We start from the raw sequence: 20,262 nt of genomic DNA, 5'->3' as shown, positions 1-20,262 counted from the left end.
ACAAACTTGCGCGCGACCGTGACACGAGGCGGCCTGTGCCAATCTGGGGGCGTGGTGAGCAGCGGCGGTACGGCCAGCACGACAGCGGTGCTGCGCGTCATGAACGAGCGCGCGGTCTTCGCGGAGATCTTCAAGCTGGGCAAGGTGTCCCGGCCCGAGCTCGCGCAGGCCACCGGGCTGTCCAAGCCGACGATCTCCATGGCCCTGACCGATCTCGAACGCGCCCGCCTGGTACGGCCCGTCGGCCTGCGCGCCGGCAACACCGGGCGCGCCGCCCTGCTGTACGAGATCCGGCCGCAGGCCGGCTGGGTCCTCGCCGTCGACGTCGGAAGGGAGTTCGTCCGGCTGGCCCTGGCCGACCTGGTCGGCGACATCGCCGCCCGCAGAGACGAGCACCGCAGAGGCGGCGAGACCCCCGGCGAGCTCGTCGCCTGGCTGGGCGGCCTGGCCCGCGAACTGGTCGACGAGGCGGGCGCGGCGCTCGCCGACATCACGCTGACGGTCTTCGGCACGCCCGGCATCCACGACAAGGAGACCGGCTCGCTCCAGCTCGCCCCGAACCTCCCCGGCTGGGACCGGCCGGGAGCGATCGAACTGCTGGCGGGCGTCGCCGCCGACACGCCGTACGTCGTGGAGAACGACGTCGACCTCGCCGCCGTCGGAGAGGGGGCCTACGGCCTCGGCCAGGGGGTCGACCACTTCGCCCTGGTCTGGATCGGCACCGGCATCGGCATGGGCGTCGTCATCGACGGCAAGCTCTACCGCGGCGCGCAGGGCGCCGCCGGCGAGATCTCCTACATGCCGGTCGGCGAGGGAGACCCGCTGGTCAACCGCGGCCGGGGCATGCTGGAGTCCGTGGCGTCCGCCGACGGCGTGGTCGCGCTCGCCACCCGGCTCGGCATGGAGGGCGTGACCAGCGCGAAGGACGTCTTCGACGCCGCCCGGGCCGCCGACCCGCTCGCCCGCCGGGTCGTCGCCATCGAGGCCGACCACATCGCGCACGCCCTGGCCGGGGTGATCGCCGTGCTCGACCCCCAGCTCGTCGTGCTGGGCGGCGGCATCGGCGTCCAAGCGGGCGACCTGCTGATCGGCCCGGTCACCGACTGCCTGCGCGACCTGGTGGCGCTGCGCGTCCCCATGATCGAGGCGTCCGACCTCGGCACGGAGGCGGTGCTGCTCGGCGCGATGGCCGTGGGCCTCACCGCGGCCCGCGACCTTGTCTTCGAGCGGGCCGTCGCCCAGGTTCCCCCGCTCTGACACGCCGATCATGTCCGAGCGGTGAGATGACGTGCCCGGCCGTCGAGACGGACCGGTAGGCTACGTGCATGCGGGATTCTCACGACATCCGTCTGGCCGTCATCCCAGGAGACGGCATCGGCGGTGAAGTGGTCGCGGAAGGGCTGAAGGTCCTCCAGGCCCTCGGTCTGAAGGTGGAGACCACCACCTATGCGCTGGGCGCCGCCCACTACCACGCCACCGGCGAGATCCTGGCCGAGGAGACCCTGGCCGAGCTGCGCGGGTACGACGCCATCCTGCTGGGCGCGGTCGGCCACCCGAGCGTGCCGCCCGGCGTCCTCGAGCGCGAGCTGCTGCTCAAGCTGCGCTTCGAGCTCGACCACTACGTCAACCTGCGCCCGGTCAAGCTCTTCCCCGGCGTCGAGACCCCGCTCGGCAAGGCTCGCCCCGACGACATCGACATGATCGTCGTCCGCGAGGGCACCGAGGGCCCCTACGCCGGCGCCGGCGGCGTCATGCGCCGCGGCACCTCGCAGGAGATCGCCACGCAGGAGAGCCTGAACACCGCCTTCGGCGTCGAGCGCGTCGTGCGCTACGCCTTCGACAAGGCCATGACCCGTCCCCGCAAGAAGCTCACGCTGGTCCACAAGACCAACGTGCTGACCTACGCGGGCGATCTGTGGGCCCGTGTCGTCGAGCGGGTCTCCGCCGAGTATCCCGAGATCACCACCGACTACTGCCACGTCGACGCCGCGTCCATGTTCTTCGTGACCGACCCCAAGCGCTTCGACGTCATCGTCACCGACAATCTGTTCGGCGACATCCTCACCGACCTCGGCGCGGCCGTCGCGGGCGGCATCGGCCTGGCCGCCAGCGGCAACGTCAACCCCGCGACGCCCGGGTCGGCGTCCTGGGCGCCCAGCATGTTCGAGCCCGTCCACGGTAGCGCTCCCGACATCGCCGGGCAGGGCAAGGCCGACCCGACGGCGGCGATCCTGTCGGTCGCCATGATGCTCGACCACCTCGGGCTGACCGCCGAGGCCGCTCGCATCGAGCAGGCCGTGGCCGTCGACCTCGTCGAGCGCCAGGCCGACTGGGTCTCGCGCACCACCCGCGAGATCGGCGACGACATCACCGCACGAGTAACCGGCTGAGGGGCTGCCCTACGCCGACCGACGCGCATGGTGGCCCCCGCCCGGGGCCGCCGTGCGCGTTTTCGCGTTCTGCGCACCAGGTGAGCCACCGGGGCAAGGCCATACCGACACACTCCCGTATGCCCATTTGATGCAGTAGTTTCCCGTTACCTGGTCCGTCGCAGAATGGATGCAGGCGCGACCGACAGAGCAGAGAAGGATCCGACATGACGACCGCTCAGCAGCTCAGCTTCGACGTGCAGCTCTCCGGCGCCGCTCGCACTCCGGCCGAGCGCGAGCGCGTACTGGCGGACCCCGGTTTCGGGCAGACCTTCACCGATCACATGATCTCCATCGACTTCACCGAGGGACGCGGCTGGCACGACGCGCGCCTCACCCCGTACGGGCCGCTGACGCTCGACCCGGCCACCTCGGTGTTCCACTACGCCCAGGAACTGTTCGAGGGGTTGAAGGCCTACCGGCAGTCCGGCGGTTCGATCGTGGCCTTCCGCCCGTACGCCAACGCGGCCCGCTTCAACCGGTCGGCCGCCCGCATGGCGATGCCCGAGCTGCCCGAGCAGACCTTCGTGGAGTCGCTGGAACTGCTGGTGCAGACCGACCGCGAATGGGTGCCGACCACCGAGGGCCACAGCCTCTACCTGCGCCCCTTCATGATCGCGACCCAGCCGGCGCTCGGGGTGAACTACCCCTCCCGCACCTACAGGTACATGGTGATCGCCTCGCCGGCCGCGGCGTACTTCTCCGGCGGCGTCAAGCCGGTCTCGGTGTGGCTGTCGCAGGACTACACCCGCGCCGCGCCCGGCGGCACCGGGTTCGCCAAGTGCGGCGGCAACTACGCCGCCGCGTTCGTGGCGCAGCGGCAGGCCGTCGAGAACGGCTGCGACCAGGTCGTCTGGCTCGACGCCTTCGAGCACCGCTACGTCGAGGAGATGGGCGGGATGAACCTGTTCTTCGTCTTCGGTGACCGCCTGCTCACCCCCGACCTGACCGGGACGCTGCTGCCCGGCATCACCCGCGACTCGCTGCTCACGCTGGCCGACGACCTCGGCCTGACCGCTGAGGAGGGGAAAATCTCCATCGACGAGTGGCGGGCGGGCTGCGAGTCCGGCGAGCTGACCGAGGTCTTCGCCTGTGGCACGGCCGCCGTCATCACCCCGGTCGGCTCGGTCAAGGGCGTCGACGGCGGCTGGACCGTCGGCGACGGCACCCCCGGCAAGCTCACCCTCCAACTCCGCGACGAACTCATGGGCGTCCAGTACGGCACCCGCCCCGACCCCCACAACTGGGTCCACAAGATCTGCTGACCCATCGCCCGCCCGGCCGCCACGGCCGGGCGGGTCCTGCCGTTCAGCCGACGAGCTTGGCGGTGTCGATCGTCAGCCGCCAGGGCTCCGGCAACGCCAGAGGCTCCCCGAGCGCCACTGACACCTCCTGCCCGTACCTACCCTCGTGGGGGTGGCTGAGCAGTCGTGCCCTGCCCTCGAAGGTGTCGATCACCAGATACGCCGGCACGCCCGCCACCGCGCATTGGCCCGGCTTGACGATGTGGTCGTCGTGCGTGCTGCTCTTGGACACCACCTCGGCGACCAGAAGCGTCGCGTGGGCGTACACCTCGTCCGGCTGCCACATCGGCGGATCGGCGGGCACGACCGTGGCGTCCGGACGATAGCGGTCCATCTGAGGGCCCAGGAAGATGGCGATGTCGGGCAGGATCTCCCAGCCGCGCTCGGTCACCATGGGGATGAGCTGGAGGAGCAGCCGGTAGACGATCCTCGCGTGTTCGGCGGTGGGCATCTCTCTCACCACGACCCGGCCGTTGACGAGTTCGACCTTGCGTCTGCTCTCGAGACGGGCGCCGGTCTCGTAGTAGATGCTCTCCAGCTCCGCATGGTCGCCGAGCCGCTCGATGGCCACATCGGGTGGGGTGTCCGAAGTCGCGACGAGGTTCGTCTCCCTGTCTTCCCAATCTTCCCGGTCTTCTCGGGCGGAGTCGTCAGTCCGCGCGTCCTGATCGTCCGCTGGGTCGGCTTTCTGTGGTTTGTCCAGGACCTTGGCCATAGGTGCATCATCCCCTCCAGGTGGGTTGCCTAACGTCGCTTTGCCGTCGCTTAGCGTAAGGGGGATGGGTTACGGCCCGCCGGAAATCGAGGACGCCTGTGGATGGCGGTGGGGCCGCCGGGGCGGCGGTGACGGCGGACGTCCGGATGGTGAGATCGATGTGCCATATGGTGGCGGCATGTGGCAGACTACGGGCACCATGTTCTACGGTCTGCTCATTATCGGCAGGCGCGCTGGCTGAAAAGGGACACCGCCGGCGCGCAGACCTCTCACGTCCGTGAGGGGTCTTTTTGTTTGGGCCGGCTTTCGGGGCCCGACGGCGGACATCGCGCGCGGCGAACGCAAGAAGGCACCCCGCGAAGGAGACAAACCATGGCCGACGACCGCTTCCATGTGTACGACACGACGCTGCGCGACGGCGCGCAACAGGAGGGGCTGTCCCTCACCGTCGCCGACAAGCTCGCCGTGGCCCGCCACCTGGACGACCTGGGCGTCGGCTTCATCGAAGGCGGCTGGCCGGGGGCCAACCCCAAGGACACCGAATTCTTCCGGCGGGCTCGGACCGAGCTCGACCTGAAGCACGCGCAGCTCGCCGCGTTCGGCGCGACCCGCCGAGCCGGAGTGAAGGCGGCCGACGACCCGTTGGTCGCCGCCTTGCGCGAATCCGGCGCGCCGGTCGTGACCCTTGTCGCCAAGAGTCACGACCGGCACGTCGAACTGGCCCTTCGCACGACCCTGCAGGAGAACCTCGCGATGATCCGCGACACGGTCTCCCACCTGCGCGCGGAGGGGCAGAGGGTCTTCCTGGACGCCGAGCACTTCTTCGACGGCTACAACTCCAACCCCGCCTATGCGCTGGAGGTCCTGCGCACCGCCGCCGAGGCCGGCGCCTCGGTGATCGCGCTGTGCGACACCAACGGCGGCATGCTGCCCGACGAACTGGCCGACGTCGTCCACCAGGCGGCGGGCACGGGCGCCCGCATCGGCATCCACTGCCACGACGACACCGGCTGCGCCGTCGCCAACACCCTGGCCGCCGTGCGGGCGGGCGCCACCCACGTCCAGGGCTGCGCCAACGGGTACGGCGAGCGCTCCGGCAACGCCAACCTGTTCACCGTCGTCGCCAACCTGCAGCTCAAGCGGGGCTTCGACCTGGTGCCCCGGGAGTCCCTGGCCGAGATGACCCGCATCGCCCACGCGATCACCGAGGTCACCAACGTCACGCCCAACTCCCACGCGCCCTACGTCGGCGTCTCGGCGTTCGCGCACAAGGCCGGGCTGCACGCCAGCGCGATCAAGGTCGACCCGAACCTCTACCAGCACATCGACCCCGCCGAGGTCGGCAACGACATGCGCATGCTCGTCTCCGACATGGCCGGGCGGGCCTCGGTGGAGCTGAAGGGCAAGGAACTCGGCTACGACCTCACCTCCCAGCAGTCGCGCGAACTGGTCGACCGGGTCAAGGACCTGGAGTCGCGCGGGCACACCTTCGAAGCCGCCGACGCCTCCTTCGAGCTGTTGCTGCGCGACACCGTGACCGGCGAGCGGCGCAGGCACTTCACCGTCGAGTCCTGGCGGGTCATCGTCGAACGGCGCCCGGGCGGCGACGTGGTCAGCGAGGCCACGGTCAAGCTGCACGCCAAGGACGAGCGCATCGTCGCCACCGGCGAGGGCAACGGCCCGGTCAACGCGCTCGACCGCGCCGTCCGCCTGGCCCTGGAGAAGCTGTACCCCGAGCTGGCCGAGGTGGAGCTCATCGACTTCAAGGTCCGCATCGTCGAGGGCACCCACGGCACCGGGGCCGTCACCCGCGTCCTGGTCACCTCCAGCGACGCCAGCGGCGAGTGGGCGACGGTCGGCGTGGACGAGAACATCATCGAGGCCTCCTGGCAGGCGCTCGAGCAGGCGGTGACCTACGGCCTCCTGCGGGCGGGCCACGCCGCGTAGCGCTCGGCCGGCCGGGCTTCGTTCAACCGAGCGTGCGGGGCTCAGCCGGTTGTTCAGGGTTCGGCCGGCTCTTCAGGGCTCAGCCGGTCGTGTGCCGCTCAGCCGGTCGTGTGCCGATCGGCCGGCCTGGCGTTCGGCCCGTCACACAGCGCTCAGCCCGCTGCCGGCCGGGCGCCGGAGTCGCCGAGAAGATCGCGGACGTAGCTGACCTCGGGGACCGACGTCCGGCCTATGTTCCACAGCGACCGTCCCCCGTCGGCGTGGAAGCCGGCGCGCTCGTAGAAGCGGCGGGCGCGGCGGTTGGCCTCCAGCACCCAAAGGCGCAGGGTGGTGAACCCGGCGTGGTCGGCGCGGGCGAGCAGTTCGCGCATCAGCGCGCGGCCGATGCCCGTGCCGATCGCGTCCGGCAACGCGTACAGCGCGTAGATCTCCCCGTCCAGGGCCGTGCAGCCCTCGTCGCGGCAGGGGCCCAGCGCGGCCCAGCCCACCACCGTCCCGTCCCGTTCCGCGACGAGGTTCCGTACCGGGGAGTCGCTCCGGAAGGCGCTCCTGCGGTACTCGCTGTCGGCCTCGACGGTCATCAGGTCCAGGAACTCGCGGGGGATCATCCCCGCGTACGCGGTCTTCCAGCCGGTGACCCGGACGGCCGACACCGCCGGGACGTCCTCCACCGTCATGTCCCGGACGGACACCTCATCCACGGAGCCTCCCAGCGGTCGATGCGCGGCACGTTCCGCAAATGATCTCGCGTGACGCGGTCCTGCGGTGGTGCGCTTCGCGCGGGGCGTGCAGGGCGCGTGAATCGGACGTGCAGCGGCTGTCATCGTCGCGGCGCTTTCATCGGGACGTGACCGGAACCATCGGTCACGGCCTACTCCTGAAAGGTGATCGCCGTGCAGTTCGGCATCTTCACGGTCGGCGACATCGCGCCGGATCCCGCCACCGGGCGCGCACCGACCGAACATGAGCGCATCAAGCGGATGGTGGAGACGGCGCTGAAGGCGGAGGAGGCGGGTCTCGACGTCTTCGCGATGGGCGAGCACCACAACCCGCCGTTCGTGACGTCCTCGCCCACCACCATCCTCGGCTACATCGTGGCGCGCACCAGCAGGATCCTGCTGTCGACGTCGACCACGCTGATCACCACGAACGACCCGGTGAAGATCGCCGAGGACTTCGCGACGCTCCAGCACCTGGCAGAGGGCCGGGTCGACCTGATGATGGGCCGGGGCAACACCGGCCCGGTCTACCCGTGGTTCGGCAAGGACATCCGCGACGGCATCGCGCTCGCCGTGGAGAACTACGCCCTGCTGCGCCGGCTCTGGCGCGAGGACGTGGTCGACTGGCAGGGCAGGTTCCGCACCCCGCTGCAGTCGTTCACCTCGACCCCGCGCCCGCTCGACGGCGTGCCGCCGTTCGTCTGGCACGGCTCCATCCGCAGCCCCGAGATCGCGGAGCAGGCCGCCTACTACGGCGACGGGTTCTTCCACAACAACATCTTCTGGCCGAAGGAGCACACGCGCCGGATGATCGAGCTGTACCGCACCCGCTTCGAGCACTACGGGCACGGACCGGCCGACCGGGCGATCGTGGGACTCGGCGGGCAGGTCTACATGCGGCGAAGGTCGCAGGACGCGATCGCCGAGTTCCGGCCGTTCTTCGACAACTCCCCGACCTACGGCAACGGGCCGTCGCTGGAGGAGACGATGCGGCAGACGCCCCTGGCGGTGGGCAGCCCGCAGGAGATCATCGACCGGACGCTCCGGTTCCGGGAGGACTTCGGCGACTACCAGCGGCAGTTGTTCAACGTGGACGGCATGGGCCTGCCGCACCACGCGGTCCTCGACCAGATCGAGTTCCTCGGCGAGGAGGTCGTTCCGGTCCTCCGCAAGGAGTTCGCCTCCCTCCGACCGGCACACATCCCGGACGCTCCGACGCACGAGTCACTGAAGGCGGCGCAGCGATGAGCACGTCAACCGGTGAGGGCGGGGGAGCGGTGAGCGCGTCTGCCGGTGAGGGCGGCGCGGCGACGGGCGCGTGGACCGTCGAAAGGGACCGAACGGTGGCCGCGCGAGCCGCACAAAGCGGCGGAGCGGTGACAGGGCCGACCGGCGACGGTGGCGCGGGGCCGACGAGGCGCACCATCGCCGTGGTCTCCGCCGGGCTCGGCCGCCCCTCCTCGACCCGGCTTCTCGCCGACCGGCTGGCCGCCTCGGCCGAGCGTGAGCTGCGCGAGTGGGGGGACCAGGTCGAGACGCGCGTGATCGAGGTGCGCGAGCACGGGCACGGCCTGGTGGACAACCTGGTCAGCGGCTTTCCGGAGCCAGAACTGCGAACCGCGCTGGAAACGGTCTCAGCGGCCGACGGCCTGATCGCCGTGACCCCGACGCTGGCCGCCTCCTACAGCTCGTTGTTCAAGGCGTTCTTCGAGGTCCTCGACCTGATGGACGATCACGCGGTGGACGGTAAGCCGGTGCTGATCGGCGCGACCGGTGGCACCGCGCGCCACTCGCTGGTGCTGGAAAGCACGGTACGGCCGCTGTTCGCCTATCTGGGAGCCGTGGTCGTGCCCACGTCGGTCTTCGCGGCGCCGGAAGACTGGGGCGGCGCCGCCGCACCCGACCTGCTGGCCCACCGGATCGACCGCGCCGCGGCCCAGTTCGCCGCCGAGATCCGCCGACGGGCCGCGCCCGACGTCCGCGACCCCTTCGCGCCAACCCCCTTCACCGACCTCCTCGGCGCCGGCTGAGGCGGAATACCGGGTTGCCGCAGGTCGTTGCCGGTGACGACCAGGGGGAGCGGCTGGAGGGAGTCATCGGTGGGGGAGCGGCTGCGCTTTGAAGTGCTCGGACCGGTGCGCGCTTGGCGCGGCGACGACGAGATCGACCTGGGCAGCCCGCAGCAACGGGCGATCCTCGCGATCCTCCTGCTGCAGACCGGCCTGCCGGCCCTGCCCGACCAGCTGATCGCCGCGATCTGGGGCGGTGCGGCGCCCCGGGCCGCCGTCGGCGTCGTCCGCTCCTACGTGTCGCGGCTGCGCCGTGTGCTCGACCCGGGCCACCCGACCGCGGTGATCGAGTCGGTCGGCGGCGGCTATGCGCTACGCACCGGCGATCTCGATCTCACCGAGTTCCAGCGGCACCTCGGCCTCGCCAGGGAGGCCCGCCGGGCCGGTGACGCGCCCGCGGCGGCCACCGCACTACGTGCGGCACTCGACCTGTGGCACGGCACCCCGCTCGCCGGCGTCAACGGCGACTACGCCGAGTTCGAGCGCGTACGACTGGAGCAACTGCGGCTGACGGCGATCGAGGACCTGGCCGCCGCCGACATCGACTCCGGCCGGCACGCCGAAGCCGCGGCCGAGCTCGCGCAGGTCATCGGGGAGCAGCCGCTGCGCGAACGGCCGCGCGAGCTGCTGATGCTGGCCCTCTACCGGTCCGGCCGGCAGGCAGACGCGCTCGCCGTGTTCGAGGATGTGCGGCGGCTGCTCGCCGACGAACTCGGCCTGGATCCGGGCCCGGACCTGCGGGAGATGCAGCGCCGCATCCTCGCCTCCGACCCGGCGCTGCTCGCCCCCGCCGCTCCCGCGCCGCCGTCCGCCGTCGCCGCGCCCGGCGGTCCCACCCAGCTTCCGCCCGACCTGCCGGACTTCGTCGGTCGTGATCGGGAACGGTCCTTGATGGCCGGCGCTCTCACCCCGTCCCGGGCCAGCGTCCCGGTGGTCGGCGTCGAAGGACTCGCCGGCGTCGGCAAGACCGCCCTCGCCGTGCACCTCGGATACGAGGTCGCGGCGGACTTCCCCGACGGTCAACTGTTCGTCGACCTCGGCACCGCCGGCGAGCCGCTGGCCGAGCTGCTGCACGGCGTCGGCGTCCTGGACGCGGGGCTGCCCGAGTCGTTCAGCGAACGGATGGCGCTGTGGCGGACGCTCACCACCGGCCGCCGGCTGCTGGTCGTGTTGGACGACGCCCGCGACGCCGAGCAGGTGCGGCGGCTGCTGCCCGGCCCGGGCGGGCCCGCGGTCGTGGTCACCGCGCGGCAGCGGCTGTACGACCTGGCGTCGGCCCACTGGCTGCGGCTGGCCGGGCTGGAGGAGGACGACGCGGTCGCGTTGCTGGAACGGATCATCGGCGCCGACCGGGTGCGGCCCGAGCCTGGCGAAGTGCGCGAACTGGCCAGGCGCACCGCCGGCCTGCCGCAGATCGTGCAGGCCGTCGGCGCGCGGATCGCCTCCCGGCCGGGATGGAGCATGGCCGAGGCCAGGCAGCGCATCGGCAGGCCCGCTCCTGGCTCGCCAGTGCTCCCGGCGGAGTGCCGGGCCATCGAGCGGCCGTACGCGTCGGTGCTGGAGCGGCTCTCACCCGCGCAGGCGCGGGCGTTCCGGCTGCTGTCGGTCGCGGAGGAGCCCGAGATCTCCCTCGCCGCCGCCTCGGCCGTGCTCGAACTGCCCCTCGGCCACACCGCCGCGCTGCTGGAGTCCCTTGTGGACCTGCACCTGCTGGTCCCCGGCGACTTGGACCGGTACCACTACCCAGAGCCGCTGTGGCTCTTCGCCCGCAGCCGCACCCACGACGACGACGGCCCCGAAGTCATCCAAGCCGCCCTGTCCCGGCTCGCCCGTTCCCGCACCAGCGCTTAAGGCTTGACCCGAACCTCGGGGCGCTTCGAGCCGAGGAACACTTCGACAAGCGCAAGGCGGCAGGGACGGGATCGCACGCCGATGCAGGTCACAAGCTGGTGCGCTGCCTCAGAGTGCTCGTGTGCTGTCCGACGTCCAGCCCTTTCCCGGCGGCCCACCCGTCGTCGTGACAGGTCGCCAGATGCCGATCGGCCGCGTCGCCGATCAGCGACACCACCGTGCCGGTCTCGCCCCTGGCCCGCATGCGCTCCACCAGCTCCAGCGCCGCCCACAACGCGGTGCCCGACGAGGCGCCAACTGGCAGCCCGGTCACCTCGCGGATGTGCCGGGCCGCCGCCACACTGGCCGCGTCGGGCACGGGGACGACCAGGTCCACGAGGTCGGGCCGGAAGGCGGGCTCTACGCGTGGGCGTCCGATGCCCTCGATCCGCGAGGGCATCCCGGTGCCGTAGTCGGGCACGTCGAGGGTCCATCCTGGGAAGTAGGCCGAATTCTCGGGATCCGCCACCGCGACCCGGCAGTCCTCTCCATGGGCCCGGATCCACTGGCCGATGGTGGCCGAGGTCGCTCCGGTGCTCGCGCCCGTCACCACCCAGTCCGGCCGCACCTGCCCGAACAGCTCCTCCGCCAGGTCGTGCGGCGCGGTCCGCCCGAACTGGTCCAGGAAGTGCCCGTCGATCTCCCGAGCGGCGTTGTAGATCGCCAGCGGCGGCGTCACGAATCGGCATTCCCCGCCCAGTTCCTCCACCGGCCGCGCCCGCGCCTGGCTGCGCTCGCCCGGCATGACCACGATGTACGGCAGCCCGAGCCGCCGCGCGAACCACGCCTGGGCCACGGCCGCGTTGCCGCCGGTCGCCTCTACCACGGTCACGCCCTCGGTGACCGACCCGTCGAGTACGGCCCGGCGGAACAGTGCCCTGGCGTGCCGGTGCCGCAGGCTCCCCGTCGGTTGCGCAGACTCGTCCTTCAGCAGCAGCCTGATCCCGGGCGCCGATACCGGGAAGTCAATCAGCGGGGTGGGCTTACCCACCGCCAGCACGTCGAGAGCTCGCGTGTTCCAATCCACCGTCCCACCATGTCAGGCGCGGCTCGGAAGACTGCGCCCATTCGCTACCAGCGAGCGGGTCAGGGAATCCGCGCGCTCTCCCCTGAAATGATTGTCGCGGTTGCCCGATCAGCCCAGGTGCAGATAAGCGAAGCGCGCTGAAAACGGTCGCCGGAGCCGACGGGCTGATCGCGGTGACGCCGACGCCGGCCGCCTCCCACAGCTCGTTGTTCAAGGCGTTCTTCGAGGTCCTCGACCTGCTGGACGATCACGCGCTGGCCGGCAAGCCGGTGCTGATCGGCGCGACGGGTTGCACAGCGCGCCACTCGCTGGTGCTGGAGAGCACGGTACGGCCGCTGTTCGCCTACCTGGGGGCCGTGGTCGTCCCCACGTCGGTGTTCGCGGCGCCGGAAGACTGGGGCGGCGCCGCCGCGCCGGACCTTCTGGTCCCTCCCCGGACGCCTGAGTCGTTCCGGACACCCTCACCCGACGAGACCTCGACCTATCCGCCGATCACGCGGTGTTCGATGACCCCGCATTGTCGTCGGTGTAAATAGGTCAAGCCTCACGGCCGGTCGTCCGCAATTTGGGTCTGATGTCGAAGGACTTGGTGATCTAGTCTGCCTTCTGGGGACCGAAGATTAGAAACGGGGACAATTTCATGAGGTCAGGGGTATTTCGGCTGCTCGCGCGCGCATTGGCGGCCGCGGTGATGATCGTGCCCTTCGTGGTGGCGCCCGCGCAAGCCTGGACTCCGAGGGCGACGATCGTGTTACGGCCGGCGGCATGGACCTACGTCTCCTCAGCCGAAGCCCAGCGACCGCACTGGAACGAGGACATCGACGCGCCCGTGGGCCTGGCCGGGACGTTCGACCAGGCGGACGAGCCGCCCACGGTGTACAGGTCGTTCTTCATGAACGACCTTTCCATGCTGCACGGCAAGACGATCATCGCGGCGTCCTTGACGCTGTTTCGGTCGAACCCCGTCTGCGAGAACCGCGTCCGGGGCTTCGAGGTGTGGCAGACCGGTCACATCGACAGGCGCACCAACTGGGAGCGCCAGCCGGAGTGGACCACGATCCTCGCGGTCGTCCCGAGTCAATGGGGGTGCGATCCCAACTCTCCCTACGAGTTCGACATGACTCCGGTGGTCACCGACACCGTGGCCGGCGAGGGTGGCGAGCTCGTCCTCGGCGTGCGCGCCAGTTTCGAGGACCGGCCGCAGGGCCGTCTCAACATCCTGAACTCCCCTGAGCTGCGCATCACCTATGAGTACAAGTCGCAGGACCCCTACCTGTCCGATCCGTACCTGCCGGTTCAGGCCGTGACCGCTGACGGCTGGACCTATGTGGAGTCCGAGCACCGCAACTCGTCGCACTGGAGGCAGGACGCGTCCATGCCCGTCGGCTCGCTGGGGGGACACCGCGTCGCCAGGGCGTTCTACCGGTTCCCCGTGCCGTCGTTCGCCGGAGGCAGACCGGTGCAGGCGAAGCTTCTGGTGGCCAGGGCCGACACCTGCGGAGTCGGGGAAAAACCCCTCCAGCTCTGGGAGACCGGTCCCGTTGACGAGCACACGACCTGGCGTCGGCAGCCGCGTTGGTCGCGGCTCGTCGCCACCTACACCTGGGCCTCGTGTGACACGTCGGGGGCGATGCTGGTATTCGACGTGTCGGCGGTGGTGGCGGACGCGCAGGCGGCCGGTCGTACGACCGTGACGTTCGGCCTGCGGTCGCAGCAAGAGAGGGCTCCGCTCGGCACGTACCTCCTCCAGCAGGCGCCGTTGCTCAACATCAACCACCTGCCGCCGGTGGAGCCGCCGGCTCAGCTCATGACCGACCCGTCGGAGCGCATGTGGCCCGACATGATCGGCGGCAAGGGAGGGCCCTACCCCTGCGCGACGGGCGACGCACGGTCGTACGTTCCCTTCGCGCCCCGGCCGCAAGCGGTGCTCCGCGGCGGCGGTCCGGCGAGCGCCCACTGGCAGTGGGAGACCATCGACGGGCAGCCGGTCAGAGAGGAGTTCACCCCGATCCTGGATGGGCAGGCATCCGGTGTCCCCGTGGGTGACGACGGCGGCGCGTACCGTTGGCGGGTGCGCACGGAGGACGCCTACGAGCAGGTCAGCGAGTGGAGCCCGTGGTGTGAGTACGTGGTGGACACCACTAGGCCTGAACGGTCCGGCACGGTTGCGGGAACCCCCTACAGCGGCCCGACCCCCGTCGGCGGGCCGGGCGTGCCCGGCCAGTTCACCATGAGGCCCAACGGCGTGGCGGACGTGGGCGGTTACTACTACAAGATGGACGACGAGCAGTGGAGCCGGGTGGACGCCGGGCCCGACGGCACCGGCACGCTGACCTGGACGCCCACGGCCGCCGGACTCCATCAGTTGGTCGTGGTCAGCGCCGACCGGGCGGACAACCGCTCGATGTTCGTCACGTTCTACTACTTCGTGGTCGCGTCGGCCGGTTGATCACCGGCGGGGCTCCAGGAGGGCCGTACGGCCCCGGCTCTCCTGGTCTTCGCCTCGGACGACCGACTCTCGTCACGACGGCGCGTGAGCGCAGCCTGTCATGGGCTCAGACGCCGGACGCGTCGTGCTTGATGCCGCTCAGGAATGCCGACCAGTTATCGGGTGTGCAGAACAATGCCGGTCCGGACGGGTTCTTGGTGTCACGTACGGCGACGATGCTGGTCAGGTTCGATGCCACCTCGACACAGTTGCCGCCGTCGCCGCCGCTGTAGGTGCTCTTTCGCCACTGAGCGTCCCGAAGATCATGCATCCTGGTCCACCGCCTCGTGTATGAGCTTGAGTGATTGTCTGTACGGTACGGCTTCGGAGCTGAGAGCGTCATACCTACGGAGCAATCTGGCGATCGTGGGACGATCATCCACGATGCGTCCGTTGGGCTGTCCTTCCACGTATGCGGCGTACGAGGAGCCGTTGCGCTCGGCGATGATGAATCCGCCCAGTAGCCCGCAGAGTGCCTGCGCCGCGCGAGGCACTATCTGAATGGTCACTTGAGGGCGTTGAGCGACTTCCAATAGATGTGTCAGTTGTTCTTTGCGGACTTCGGCGGTGCCGATGGGCCGATAAAGGACGGCTTCGTCGATCAGGGCCACGACGAACGGGGCATCGTCGCGATCGAGGACCGTCTGCCTTTGCATGCGGCTCGCGAGGCGTTCGTCTATCTCGTCGGTACCGATGCCGGGCTCGGCGGCGAACAACTCTCTCGCGTACGCCTCTGTCTGGAGCAGGCCAGGGACGAGCACGGGCTCCCAGCCGTGGAGGGCTGTGGCGTCTTGTTCCTCCTCCAGCCAGGGACGAAAGTGTTCGGGGGCTTTGTGCCAGGTCGCGGCGGCGTGGAGCCTGGTCATGGCGCCGTCGAGGTCGAGGGCCTGGTCGCAGAGCTCGGCGAAGCGCTGGGACGGCGTTCGCTTGAGGGACTCGATCATGGCCACCATGGACTCGGAGAAACCGACGCGGTCCGCGAGCTGCTTCTGGGTGAGGCCGGCGGCGGTCCTGTGCCGGCGCAGCTCGAAGACGAACAGACCGCGCGGGGAGTCGTGCGGATTTATCTCATTAGAGGATGTCATATTCACCTGCCCGGGGAGAATGGCATTCGGGGTGACGCCTCACCCCCTGGATCACCCCTACTGTGCCTGGGGTGTGCGCCGAATTCACTACCGATGGTAGCCGCGCGTTGACATTCTGGTGCGGCGAAGTCCTCAGGACGCGTGTCCATTACCGGCGCAGGAAAGGTGTTCGCGCATGGCGGCAGGCCGGCTGTTGGGCGTTATCGAACTGGCCGGCTCCCCGGAGTCGGTGTCACAGGGCAGGGAGTTCGTCAGGGCGAAACTCGGTGAGGCTCATCCCGCCATTGACGACGTCACATTGCTGGTGTCCGAGGTCGTCACCAATTCCATCCTCCATTCCGATTCCGGGAACGGTGGAAAGGTGACCCTCGCCATCGCCGACCGCCATGACCTCGTCCACGTCGACGTGGTGGACGCCGGAGGCGGGTCCGCGCCGCGCGTCTGCGGCGAAACGCTCGGAGAGGGCGGCCGAGGGTTGATGCTCGTCGAACTCATCTCGCAGCGGTGGGACGTGTGCGAGGGCGGCGCCGGGCGCACGGTCTGGTTCGAGGTGAGATACGAGCGGGGAAGCGGCGACGTCGCGGAGCGCGACGCGGCGTCCTCGTGATGGTCAGCGGCTGTCGAGGACTCGCGTGAGCAACTCGACGATCGTTGTGGATTCGGCCGGGGAGAGGGCGTGCAGTAGTTCGTTCTGGGCGTCGGCGAGGAGGGCGCTGAGGCTTTCCAGGTGGTCCTTCCCCGCGGGAGTGAGCGTGACGATATTGCGCCGGCCGTGGGCCGGGTCCGGACGCTGCTCGAGAAAACCTCGCTCGGCCATCGCGGTGACCACCGCCACCACGTCGCTGCGATCGATCCCGGTGCATCGACCGAGTTCGGCCTGGCTGGATGGGCCGAACTCGTCCAGGGCCGACAACATCGCGAAGTGGTGCCGACGGGAACCCGTGCCGGCCAGTGCGCGGTCGGTCAGCCGGTTGGCCGCGATCGCCGTCTGATTGATCACCCAGCTCGGAAGGGTGCGCAGCCGGGCGGGGGTCGGGTTCGCGGTGCTGTTCACCTCGCCAGCGTAACCGAATGTTGGCAGCACCATCAATGTCCTGTAGTGTTGGCCACACCATCATTGGTCACACCATCATTAGGGCGATCAATGATGAGGCCTCCCATAAGGGCGGTCGAGTGCTGTGGTCCATCCCTTCCCGTTCGACCGGCACATCACAAGGAGACTCAGATGACCGTGAACCCCCAATCGCGCCCCAGCTTCGGCCGCGCGCTCGGCGAGACCGCGCGCCTGGTCGGCAAGCTGCACCGTCGCGCCCTCGCGGACCTCGACTCCGACTTCCCCACCCAGATGCTCCTGACCCTGCTGAAGGAGAAGGACGTTCCCTTGCCCATCGACGAGGTGGCCAAGGAGCTCGACCAGCGCATGGACCTGGCCGAGGCGGACACCCTCCGGGTGCTCGAGCGCGCCGCCGCGGCGGGCCACGTCGCATACCGGCCCGAGAACTCCCCCGCTACAGCGGAACTGACCGAAGCCGGCGACGACCACTTCGCAACCGTGTACGCGCATTCGCGCGAGGTCACCGACGCCGCCTTCGAGGGCATCGATCCCGCTGAGCTCGACACCGCTCTCACGGTGCTGCTGGCGGCCAAGGAACGCGCCGCCGCACTCGCCTGACCCGACCATGGGGGGGAGGCGCGGGTTCGCAGTCCCTTCCGCGTCACCCCGCCACGGGCGGCTTGATCTGGGTTCCCTGGGCCGACATGAGGTGCCATCCGCCGGTGGGTGTGGTGGTGAAGACGTGGGTGTAGCGGCTGTCCGCGGTGAACGGGGCGCCGTCCGGGCCGGTGAAGCTCATCCCGGTCCGGCCCACGACGATGCCGGTGCCGCCGATGCGCCGGACGACGGCCTCGCCGGGGAAGGACTCGATGACCGGGAACCGCACCGCTCCGGTCGAGACCGCGGTCAGCAGGTCGTCTCTGGTCACCACGGCGCCGTCGCCGACGGCGACCATGACGAAGTCCTCCGCCAGCAGGGACGCCAATCCGGTGACGTCGGCGGCGACCAGGGCGTCGAAGAAGCGGCGGTCGTGGTCGAGCAGTGATGCGCGGTCGTCGGCGGTGGGCGAGGTGCTCAACAGGTCACTCCCGGAGGGGCGGAACGAGTCGATCGCCGCTCGGCGTCCGACGCGGTCCGGGCCGTCCGGACCGGACGATGCTAGAGGTTGACGCCGGTGGCAAGGTCAAGCCCGCTGTGGCCTCTCACGCAGCCTGGCGGCCACGACGAAGAGCGAGGCGGCGAGGGTGGTGAGGAGGCAGAGCCAGGGGAACCAGTCGCCGAAGCGGGTGTAGGGAGTGGCTCCCGGGCCGGCGGGGACGGTGGCGGCGGCCATGGCGAAGGAGTCGGGGCCGGCGTCGGGTCTGGTCCTGGTCTCGGCGCGCACCCGTCCCCACGAGTCGGAGATCATCGGCACGCCGCGCTGGTCGGACCAGGCCACGGCCAGGCCGTTCTCCACGCCGCGCAGCAGCGCCGTACGGCTGTGCTGCCAGCCGTCGACGTCCTCGTCGGAGGCCGGGACGGCCAGCAGCCGGGCCCCGGCGGCGGCGTAGTCGCGGGTGGGGCGGGGGAAGTTGACGTCCCCGCAGACCACCATCCCGGCCCAGGGGGTGCCCGGCAGGTAGGCGAGGTCGTGGCCGGTCCGGCTCACCTGATCCATCCCGGCGTTCCACCTGTGGAACTCGGCCAGGGCGCCGCCGCCCGCCGGGACGGCGAGCGCGGAGTTGTACCGGACTCCCCCTGTGGTGTGGAGCAGGCCGATCACGATGTCGGCCCCCCGGGCGCGGCCCGCCCGTTCCATCGGGCCGACGAGGGCGGGAAGGCTCGCGTCGTCGGCGGCGAACCCCGCCTCGGGCAGCACCACGATCCCGGATCCCTCCGGAAGGCCCGCGATGCGCTCCGCGTAGGCCGCGACCAGCTCGCGCCCCTCCGGAGTCGCGACATCGGTCGCCCAGTGGCCCTGATCCCGGGCGAGGACGACGACGTGTCGCGAGCTCGCGGCGGCGGGCGAGTCGTGCAGGCGGAACGTCCCGTATCCGAGTGCGAGGGCCGATATCACCAGCCCTGCGGCCCCGGCGCGCAGCCGTGCGATGACGGGGATGCCGGTGGCGGAACAGGCGGCGATCGCGGCGGGCACGAGCAGAACCAGGTACTCGACGCCCCAGAACCCGGTCACCGAGGCGATCTGCACCACGGTGGTGACGTCGGCCTGTGTCGTGGCCAGGGTGCCCATGACGCCCGAGGGGCTGGCCAGCGAGGTGAGGTAGAGCACGCCGACCCAGGTGGCGGGGACCGCCAGCGTGGCGAGCACGGCGTGGCCCCGGACGAGCAGGGCGCGGAAGAGCAGCACCGCCACCGCGAACAGGACCGAGCCGCCGATGAGGATGCTCAGGGCGGCGGGCAGCGGGACGGCGAGGGAGGGGCGCGGGCGCAGGAAATAGTCCCAGCTGTTCGCGCTGCCGGCCAGGTAGGCCAGGAACGCGAGCGCCATGGCCCGGCGGGCGGTCACCCTCGGGGCGATCAGCAAGATCGGCAGGGGCGCGATCCATGTCAGCGCCGCGACGGGCGACAGGCCGGTGCCGAGGTACAGCAGCACCGCCGAGCACGCGGCGGCCGCCCACGACCAGGCGCCACTCGCCGAGGAGGCGGAACGGATCGTCCCTCCACCGGCGTGTCCGCGTTCCAGGCTCGTTGGGGCGGCTTCCGGTGAGGTGTTCTCTGGTGCGCTAAGAGGTGAGTCCATTGAGCATCCTTCTCGCTGAGCGCTCGCACAGGGAGCGGAAGTCCTCTTCTGACATGCCGATGCGCCGGCCGAGATAGAGCTGGACGAGGCCCTGGGTCTGCGCGGTGAGGGCCAGCGTCACCTCCAGGGGGTCGTCCGGCCGCAGAATTCCCAGGCGCATCCCTTCCTCGATGCCCCGGACGATCTGGCTGAACGGGGGCGCGTCGCCGCTGCGGTAGTCCTCGGGGAAGCGGCGGGCCTGGTCCCGCTCCTCCGTCATCAGGAACGTGTACAGATGCGGGGTGCCGAGGGCGAAGTCGAGGAAGTCGTCGAGCAGACCGAACATCCGGCCGTCCCAGTCGTCTCCCCGGCTGCGCCCGCCCCAGTGCTGGGCCAGGTCACGGAGAGAGGTCTCGGCGACGGCCCGTAGCAGCGCGTCCCTGTTGGGGTAGTGGCGGTAGATCGCCATGGGCGTGATGCCGACGGCCTCGGCCACCCGTCGCATGCTGACGGCGTCGGCCCCCCGCTCGACCAGAATCGCCCGCGCCGCCGCCGCGATGCGTCCCGCGGTCTGTCCTTCCGTCATGTCTACACCGTATACGCTCCATGTGTACGCCGTATACATGCTGGATCGGACAGGAGGGTCGGCCGCTCCGAAGAGGGACTGCCTGGTGTGCCGTCCAGGAGCGTTCACCGGTTTGAGCGCCGTGGTCGGCACCGGCATCGCCGTACCACGACCCGCCGACCTGGCGCCGATCACCGCAGCACGTGGCCGGGGGTGGAGAGCCGCGCCCGGTGAACATATGTGGTCACCGC

General features: G+C 70.3%; 19 protein-coding genes and 1 pseudogene. 11 read left to right on the top strand and 9 right to left on the bottom strand.

The features are described 5' to 3' along the window. Positions 1 to 51: 51 nt before the first annotated feature. The 3 genes from ACWEN6_RS22990 to ACWEN6_RS22980 all read left to right on the top strand — a co-directional run bounded on the left by ACWEN6_RS22990 (position 52) and on the right by ACWEN6_RS22980 (position 3,694). Complete coding sequence (locus ACWEN6_RS22990; protein ID WP_452572629.1) at positions 52 to 1,257, top strand: ROK family protein; 1,206 nt, start codon at positions 52 to 54, stop codon at positions 1,255 to 1,257. Between the two features lie 68 nt (positions 1,258 to 1,325). Continuing rightward, complete coding sequence (locus tag ACWEN6_RS22985; RefSeq protein WP_452572627.1) at positions 1,326 to 2,390, top strand: 3-isopropylmalate dehydrogenase; 1,065 nt, start codon at positions 1,326 to 1,328, stop codon at positions 2,388 to 2,390. A gap of 206 nt (positions 2,391 to 2,596) precedes the next feature. After that, complete coding sequence (locus ACWEN6_RS22980; RefSeq protein WP_452572625.1) at positions 2,597 to 3,694, top strand: branched-chain amino acid aminotransferase; 1,098 nt, start codon at positions 2,597 to 2,599, stop codon at positions 3,692 to 3,694. Positions 3,695 to 3,737: 43 nt separating this feature from the next. Here the strand turns inward: ACWEN6_RS22980 and ACWEN6_RS22975 are convergent, their stop codons facing one another. After that, on the bottom strand, positions 3,738 to 4,304 hold the full coding sequence (locus ACWEN6_RS22975; RefSeq protein WP_452572623.1) for a Uma2 family endonuclease: 567 nt from the start codon (positions 4,302 to 4,304) through the stop codon (positions 3,738 to 3,740). A 516-nt stretch (positions 4,305 to 4,820) separates the two neighbouring features. On the opposite strand from ACWEN6_RS22975, the gene cimA reads away from it, so the two are divergent. Then, positions 4,821 to 6,395 carry a citramalate synthase gene (cimA, locus tag ACWEN6_RS22970; RefSeq protein WP_452572621.1) on the top strand — a complete coding sequence of 525 codons (1,575 nt, stop codon included), beginning with the start codon at positions 4,821 to 4,823 and terminating at the stop codon, positions 6,393 to 6,395. Positions 6,396 to 6,547: 152 nt separating this feature from the next. Here cimA and ACWEN6_RS22965 read toward each other — a convergent pair whose 3' ends face one another. After that, positions 6,548 to 7,096 carry an N-acetyltransferase family protein gene (locus ACWEN6_RS22965; RefSeq protein WP_452572619.1) on the bottom strand — a complete coding sequence of 183 codons (549 nt, stop codon included), beginning with the start codon at positions 7,094 to 7,096 and terminating at the stop codon, positions 6,548 to 6,550. Positions 7,097 to 7,288: 192 nt separating this feature from the next. Here ACWEN6_RS22965 and ACWEN6_RS22960 point away from each other — a divergent pair, with 192 nt between their 5' ends. The 3 genes from ACWEN6_RS22960 to ACWEN6_RS22950 all read left to right on the top strand — a co-directional run bounded on the left by ACWEN6_RS22960 (position 7,289) and on the right by ACWEN6_RS22950 (position 11,034). Beyond that, positions 7,289 to 8,362: an LLM class flavin-dependent oxidoreductase gene (locus ACWEN6_RS22960; protein WP_354847380.1), complete on the top strand. Its 1,074-nt coding sequence runs from the start codon at positions 7,289 to 7,291 to the stop codon at positions 8,360 to 8,362. A gap of 128 nt (positions 8,363 to 8,490) precedes the next feature. Further along, entirely contained in the window at positions 8,491 to 9,144 is a 654-nt protein-coding gene (locus ACWEN6_RS22955; RefSeq protein WP_452572617.1) for an FMN reductase, read from the top strand. 69 nt (positions 9,145 to 9,213) lie between these two features. Continuing rightward, entirely contained in the window at positions 9,214 to 11,034 is a 1,821-nt protein-coding gene (locus ACWEN6_RS22950; protein WP_452572615.1) for a BTAD domain-containing putative transcriptional regulator, read from the top strand. 88 nt (positions 11,035 to 11,122) lie between these two features. Here the strand turns inward: ACWEN6_RS22950 and ACWEN6_RS22945 are convergent, their stop codons facing one another. Beyond that, positions 11,123 to 12,100: a PLP-dependent cysteine synthase family protein gene (locus ACWEN6_RS22945; protein ID WP_452572613.1), complete on the bottom strand. Its 978-nt coding sequence runs from the start codon at positions 12,098 to 12,100 to the stop codon at positions 11,123 to 11,125. Positions 12,101 to 12,213: 113 nt separating this feature from the next. On the opposite strand from ACWEN6_RS22945, the pseudogene ACWEN6_RS22940 reads away from it, so the two are divergent. Both ACWEN6_RS22940 and ACWEN6_RS22935 read left to right on the top strand, forming a co-directional pair. After that, positions 12,214 to 12,504, top strand: a pseudogene (locus ACWEN6_RS22940) (NAD(P)H-dependent oxidoreductase); the annotation flags it as partial. A 236-nt stretch (positions 12,505 to 12,740) separates the two neighbouring features. Next, positions 12,741 to 14,549, top strand: coding sequence for a CBM96 family carbohydrate-binding protein (locus ACWEN6_RS22935; RefSeq protein WP_452572611.1), 1,809 nt, complete (start codon positions 12,741 to 12,743; stop codon positions 14,547 to 14,549). Between the two features lie 106 nt (positions 14,550 to 14,655). Here ACWEN6_RS22935 and ACWEN6_RS22930 read toward each other — a convergent pair whose 3' ends face one another. Continuing rightward, a complete protein-coding gene (locus ACWEN6_RS22930; RefSeq protein ID WP_452572609.1) occupies positions 14,656 to 14,859 on the bottom strand; it encodes a DUF397 domain-containing protein in 204 nt (67 codons plus the stop codon). Next, complete coding sequence (locus tag ACWEN6_RS22925) at positions 14,852 to 15,673, bottom strand: helix-turn-helix domain-containing protein (protein ID WP_452572824.1); 822 nt, start codon at positions 15,671 to 15,673, stop codon at positions 14,852 to 14,854. The genes ACWEN6_RS22930 and ACWEN6_RS22925 overlap by 8 nt, the downstream gene beginning before the upstream one ends. Before the next feature lie 175 nt (positions 15,674 to 15,848). On the opposite strand from ACWEN6_RS22925, the gene ACWEN6_RS22920 reads away from it, so the two are divergent. After that, entirely contained in the window at positions 15,849 to 16,280 is a 432-nt protein-coding gene (locus ACWEN6_RS22920) for an ATP-binding protein (RefSeq protein ID WP_452572607.1), read from the top strand. Positions 16,281 to 16,283: 3 nt separating this feature from the next. Here the strand turns inward: ACWEN6_RS22920 and ACWEN6_RS22915 are convergent, their stop codons facing one another. Next, positions 16,284 to 16,727, bottom strand: a complete 444-nt coding sequence (locus ACWEN6_RS22915; RefSeq protein WP_452572605.1) for a MarR family winged helix-turn-helix transcriptional regulator — start codon at positions 16,725 to 16,727, stop codon at positions 16,284 to 16,286. Positions 16,728 to 16,898: 171 nt separating this feature from the next. Between ACWEN6_RS22915 and ACWEN6_RS22910 the strand changes: the two genes are divergently transcribed. Next, entirely contained in the window at positions 16,899 to 17,345 is a 447-nt protein-coding gene (locus tag ACWEN6_RS22910) for a hypothetical protein (protein ID WP_452572603.1), read from the top strand. 43 nt (positions 17,346 to 17,388) lie between these two features. Here ACWEN6_RS22910 and ACWEN6_RS22905 read toward each other — a convergent pair whose 3' ends face one another. The 3 genes from ACWEN6_RS22905 to ACWEN6_RS22895 all read right to left on the bottom strand — a co-directional run bounded on the left by ACWEN6_RS22905 (position 17,389) and on the right by ACWEN6_RS22895 (position 20,032). Then, the gene (locus ACWEN6_RS22905; protein ID WP_354847407.1) at positions 17,389 to 17,805 is read right to left on the bottom strand and encodes a YybH family protein; all 417 of its coding nucleotides are present in this window, start codon (positions 17,803 to 17,805) and stop codon (positions 17,389 to 17,391) included. Positions 17,806 to 17,910: 105 nt separating this feature from the next. Further along, positions 17,911 to 19,467, bottom strand: a complete 1,557-nt coding sequence (locus ACWEN6_RS22900; RefSeq protein ID WP_452572601.1) for a nitrilase-related carbon-nitrogen hydrolase — start codon at positions 19,465 to 19,467, stop codon at positions 17,911 to 17,913. Further along, a complete protein-coding gene (locus ACWEN6_RS22895; RefSeq protein WP_452572599.1) occupies positions 19,451 to 20,032 on the bottom strand; it encodes a TetR/AcrR family transcriptional regulator in 582 nt (193 codons plus the stop codon). The genes ACWEN6_RS22900 and ACWEN6_RS22895 overlap by 17 nt, the downstream gene beginning before the upstream one ends. Between the last annotated feature and the right edge of the window lie 230 nt (positions 20,033 to 20,262).

It is taken from the genome of Sphaerisporangium sp. NPDC004334 (assembly GCF_053602655.1).
Note: the sequence above shows the minus strand (reverse complement) of the source record. Positions and strands in the feature narration are given on the sequence as shown.